The organism is Marinobacter sp. (genome assembly GCF_052094685.1).
In the GTDB taxonomy this organism is placed as follows: domain Bacteria; phylum Pseudomonadota; class Gammaproteobacteria; order Pseudomonadales; family Oleiphilaceae; genus Marinobacter.
The window spans coordinates 13,342-17,607 of the sequence record NZ_JBQDKB010000078.1 but is presented as its reverse complement, the minus strand read 5'-3'; the positions used below and the strand labels follow the sequence as shown (position 1 = coordinate 17,607).

Annotated in this window: 7 protein-coding genes; 5 read left to right on the top strand and 2 right to left on the bottom strand. The window is 53.8% G+C overall.

The window, feature by feature from the left end:
- A partial coding sequence (locus ACTH3S_RS14210) for a DUF3750 domain-containing protein (protein ID WP_441809663.1) occupies window positions 1-359 on the bottom strand: 359 nt, incomplete at its 3' end.
- A 377-nt stretch (window positions 360-736) separates the two neighbouring features.
- Here ACTH3S_RS14210 and ACTH3S_RS14205 point away from each other — a divergent pair.
- From ACTH3S_RS14205 to ACTH3S_RS14190, 4 genes are read left to right on the top strand one after another with little or no spacing between them, the layout of a single operon-like run.
- Window positions 737-1,378 carry a DUF1294 domain-containing protein gene (locus ACTH3S_RS14205; RefSeq protein WP_441809662.1) on the top strand — a complete coding sequence of 214 codons (642 nt, stop codon included), beginning with the start codon at window positions 737-739 and terminating at the stop codon, window positions 1,376-1,378.
- Between the two features lie 30 nt (window positions 1,379-1,408).
- Window positions 1,409-1,630, top strand: coding sequence for a DUF4177 domain-containing protein (locus ACTH3S_RS14200; protein ID WP_292274378.1), 222 nt, complete (start codon window positions 1,409-1,411; stop codon window positions 1,628-1,630).
- Between the two features lie 3 nt (window positions 1,631-1,633).
- Entirely contained in the window at window positions 1,634-1,891 is a 258-nt protein-coding gene (gene yidD, locus ACTH3S_RS14195; RefSeq protein ID WP_441809661.1) for a membrane protein insertion efficiency factor YidD, read from the top strand.
- On the top strand, window positions 1,869-2,258 hold the full coding sequence (locus ACTH3S_RS14190; RefSeq protein WP_441809660.1) for a TM2 domain-containing protein: 390 nt from the start codon (window positions 1,869-1,871) through the stop codon (window positions 2,256-2,258). The genes yidD and ACTH3S_RS14190 overlap by 23 nt, the downstream gene beginning before the upstream one ends.
- A 105-nt stretch (window positions 2,259-2,363) precedes the next feature.
- On the opposite strand, the gene ACTH3S_RS14185 is transcribed toward ACTH3S_RS14190, so the two are convergent.
- A complete protein-coding gene (locus tag ACTH3S_RS14185) occupies window positions 2,364-3,413 on the bottom strand; it encodes a cytochrome-c peroxidase (protein ID WP_441809659.1) in 1,050 nt (349 codons plus the stop codon).
- 372 nt (window positions 3,414-3,785) lie between these two features.
- Here ACTH3S_RS14185 and ACTH3S_RS14180 point away from each other — a divergent pair, with 372 nt between their 5' ends.
- Window positions 3,786-4,265 carry an FKBP-type peptidyl-prolyl cis-trans isomerase gene (locus ACTH3S_RS14180; protein ID WP_441809658.1) on the top strand — a complete coding sequence of 160 codons (480 nt, stop codon included), beginning with the start codon at window positions 3,786-3,788 and terminating at the stop codon, window positions 4,263-4,265.
- Window position 4,266 lies beyond the last annotated feature (1 nt).

Genomic DNA, 4,266 nt, shown 5'->3' with positions numbered 1-4,266 from the left:
AGCAACATCGGCGGGTTGCCATACCAGGCGGTATCCGGCTCACCGGGGCGGGACCGCACCGCGTTATAACCCCAGCCAGTAACATCGTGAACCTCGTAGGTGGATGCCCCGCGCACCTTAGTCGCAATCCAGGTATGGACCGCAAAATTGCCGCGCCAATTATAAGCTCGGGCACCATAAACCTGCACAACGGCTTCTTCGGTCTGGCTAGGAAGTGGCGCAATGCCTGCGCTGGAGCGATCGGTGTCACGCCAGCTCTGGCCAGACTGACTGCTGCAGGCCGCAATCAGTGCGGGGCCTGCCAGCAGAACCAACAAACATACGGTGGTTCTGATGAGCCATCGAAGGGGTTTAATCATTCCAGGGGTACCTCGTACTGCATGCGTTGGTTGGGGGTCAAAACTCAACCAGTATACGTCTCATATAATCCAGAGTATCAATGCGAAGCATTACCGACAGTTGTTATTATGGCTTCCGGCGGCTTAAAGACGTGCCGGGGTCAGGTCTTGCGTTTTGCTCCTACCTTATTAGCGAAGAGTTACAAAAATCCTAAGGCATCGAATCAAAGACTGATTTATGTTCCACGTCGGATTGATTGAGGGATTCATAACAAGGATGTCCTGGAAATGGATTTGAGCCCGGCTTACCAGCCCCTTGTTGCTGCACTTGGGTATCTGTTACCTCTTGTCATTGTTACAGGCCTTATCAAATCGCCCTGGATCAAGGGAGAAGTGAATTGAACCAGAAAGGATTACTCACTGCATGGAACGACGCCAAGGGGTTTGGTTTCATTACCCCTGAGGACGGTGGTGAGCGGGTCTTTGCTCATATCCGCAGTTATGCAGGCCGGGGCCGGCCGGTTTCTGATCGCAAGGTGACATACAGCATCACGAAGGATAACCAGGGCCGGCCGAGAGCTGGGCGGTTTCAGTATGCTGGAGCGGCAAAAGTTGGCGCCAGCATTGCTTCGGGAGTCTGGGTGGCGGCTGCTGTTGTGTTGGTATTTTTCAGCACTCTGGTGGGCCTGTTCCATAAAGGTTATCTGCCGGTCTCTATCCTGGCGGCCTACGGCGGGGTGAGTCTGGTGTTGTTTGTGATGTACTGGATCGATAAGCGGGCGGCGCAGCGGGGCGGGCAACGTACGGCGGAGAAAACCTTGCACCTTTTTGAGCTTTGCTGTGGCTGGCCCGGTGCGCTTATGGCCCAACAGGTTTTTCGCCATAAAACACGAAAAGGAAGCTACCAGTTCGTTTTCTGGCTGTCGGTCCTCGCGAATCTGGTCGCTCTGGGTTGGTTGCTTGTGGCTCCGGAAGCGAGCAGTTTGCGGCAGCAATTGAATTTTGATTTGTTGAACTCTTTGCGGCCACTTATCTGGTAGCCGACAAGTGTATTTATAAAAGGAGAAGTTATGACGGTTAAACATTTTACGGAATACAAGATGGTCCATATCGCAGAGGGTGGCTGTGGAACGTTGCTGCTGGGTTCTTCCGGTTTGCCTTTAAAGAAGATTGAGGCGGAATTGAACCGCTACGCTTCTGAAGGTTGGCAGGTTGTATTTCAGGTTCTGGAGATGAAGCGCTTCTGGCTGTTTTGGCAGCGTGAAGCTGTGATTGTTACGTTAGGTCGCTAAAACGTGCTAAAGACGCTGGCTCTGAAGGCCATCGGATTTTATCGCCGCACCGGAGGCGGTACCCGGTGGTTTGGCATCGACTGCAATTTCGAACCGAGTTGCTCTGCATATTCTGAAGAGGCAATCCGGCAATTCGGTCTTCGCAAAGGGCTGGCATTGACGCTTCACCGTCTTCGAAGGTGCAACAAGCCTGACGCGATTTGTAAATGCATCGAGCCGGTAACGTGGGATATCGAGCATGCTGAAACAAGAAGAAGTTGATGCCGAGGAAGAGTCGCTCAGAAAGGCGATTCGGGAGCTTTCAGAAGAGCGTCGGGCGGAATTCTATCGGCAGGCCGGAAAATCGGTTAAGGACCCGGATACATACGCCGCATTGAACTGGTTTTTTATCGCCGGGTTGCATCATTTTTATCTGGGGCGCTGGCAATGGGGGCTGATTGATCTTGGCGCTCTGTTTGTTGCCATTGGCTGTTTCTTGGCAGGGTTGATTTGGCCGCCAGTCGTCTTGCTCTTGATCGTTTATTCGTGGGAACTGTGGCAATTGTTCAGATCCCAGGTCATTGTTCAGGACTGGAATAATCGGCTTTATCGGGACTTGTTGCGCCGGGAGAGTATCGGTCCGAAATGATTAAGCATAGCTGTTACAGCTGTCGGAAAAAGTTTGAGCTATCAGCGCTCAGGGTTTCGCCCATAAAAAAGGCGCGCCCCTGAGCTTCTTTGCGATGAACCCCTATCAGGGCACCATATCCACCGGCCTCGGTGTGTTGGCGGTGCTCGGCGGAAGCTGCGGGTACCGCACTTCCGGCACTTCGCCGGTCAGTGTTTTCAGGAAGGCGACGATGGACTGAACTTCTCCGTCCTTCAGTTCAGTGCCCAGCTGAGCGGTGGCCATAACAGAGACAGCCTCTTCCAGGCTCCAGACAGCGCCGGAATGGAAGTAAGGGGCGGTCAGCTCGATGTTACGCAGCGGTGCCGCACGGAAAACGTATTCATCAGAGGCGGTTTCTGTGATCGCGAAGCGCCCCTTGTCGCCCTCCGGCAGAATGTCGCCGCCTGGGCGAGAAACCAAACCGAACGGCCAGTAGCTCTGGCCACCCAGGTTCATACCGCTGTGGCAGGCAGTGCAGCCCCGATCCATGAACAGGGCCAAGCCTTCCTGCTCTTTGTCGTTCAATGCACCTTCATTGCCGCGTAGGAACTTGTCGAAAGGCGCATCCGGCGTGATCAGCGTGGCCTCATAAGCTTCGATGGCGACAGCCATGTTGTCGAAAGTTACCGGGGCTTCCTGGGTCGGGAAGGCGTCCTCAAAGCGTGCGATGTATTCCGGCATGCTCTTCAAGGTTTCTTCCACTCGGGCTGGAGTGCTGCTCATTTCTACGCCAGCCTGAACCGGGCCCTTGGCCTGTTCGGCGAGATCCGCTGCGCGGCCATCCCAGAATTGCGCCGCGTTGAAAACAGCGTTGAATACGGTGGGCGAGTTACGGGGGCCTTTCTGCCAGCCGTGACCTATCGATACCGAGAGTTCGTCATCGCCACCCAGACCAACGTTATGGCAGGTATTACAGCTGATCAAATGGCTGGAAGACAGGCGAGGCTCAAAGAACAACATTTTGCCCAGATCAACCTTTGCTTGTGTTAGCTCATTACCGTCGATAACAGGCGGATACTTGGGGATGGGCTCGAACGTATTGCTTGCCCGTTCCATAAGCTCGTTGGCCATGGCTGGGCCAGCAACAACACTCAGGCTGAGTACCATTGCTGTAATCAGTGGACGTTTGATCATATCGCTTTCTCCTTATGAGAAGTGCTTGTTCCGTTTACATTAATCAACATTAACAAAATGTTTAGGTTCTTCCCGTGAAGCTCTGCTTTTTTGGTTGCCAAGTTGACGTCCGTCAAGTTTTCGAATTCAGGAGCTTTGAATATTTTTTGGAGTGAAGTTTTGGGTACTAGGGACCGGCTAGGCCGCGACTCCTGGTTTTAAACCAATGCAGGTAACGGCATCGTTATTTGTTAGGATGGCCATCTCTTCATCCTGATAACGATTAAGCAGCGCAAAATGAATGTTCCTTTTAAGCTGCGACCTTGCCAGCAGGAAGCCCTTGACGCCGTTGCTGGTTATAATGGCGTACCTTAAACCTTTGCAGAGAACCCTATGCCAATCGAAAAGAATCAAGTGGTCTTGTTTCACTACAGCGTCAGTGATGAACAAGGCAAGGTTGTTGAAAACTCCCGTGGCGGCGAGCCCAACGCTTACCTGCATGGCCACGGCGGCATTGTCCGAGGCCTGGAAGAGGCTTTGGAAGGTCGCGAGGCTGGCGATACGTTCAGCGTCACCGTCGCTCCGGAAAAAGCCTACGGTCCGCGCAAGGCCGATGCGATGCAGCGCGTGCCGATCAAGCACTTGATGGGTGCCAAGCGCTGGAAGCCGGGCATGATTGCCCAGGTGAAAACCGAGCAGGGCCCGCGCCATGTGATCGTGGCCAAGGTCGGTCTCAAGTTTGCTGATGTCGACACCAACCATCCGATGGCGGGTAAAACCTTGACCTTCGATATCGAAATCATCGAAGTACGCGCTGCCGAGCCGGAGGAGATAGCGCACGGGCACGCCCATGGGCCCGGCGGGCATCATTGAA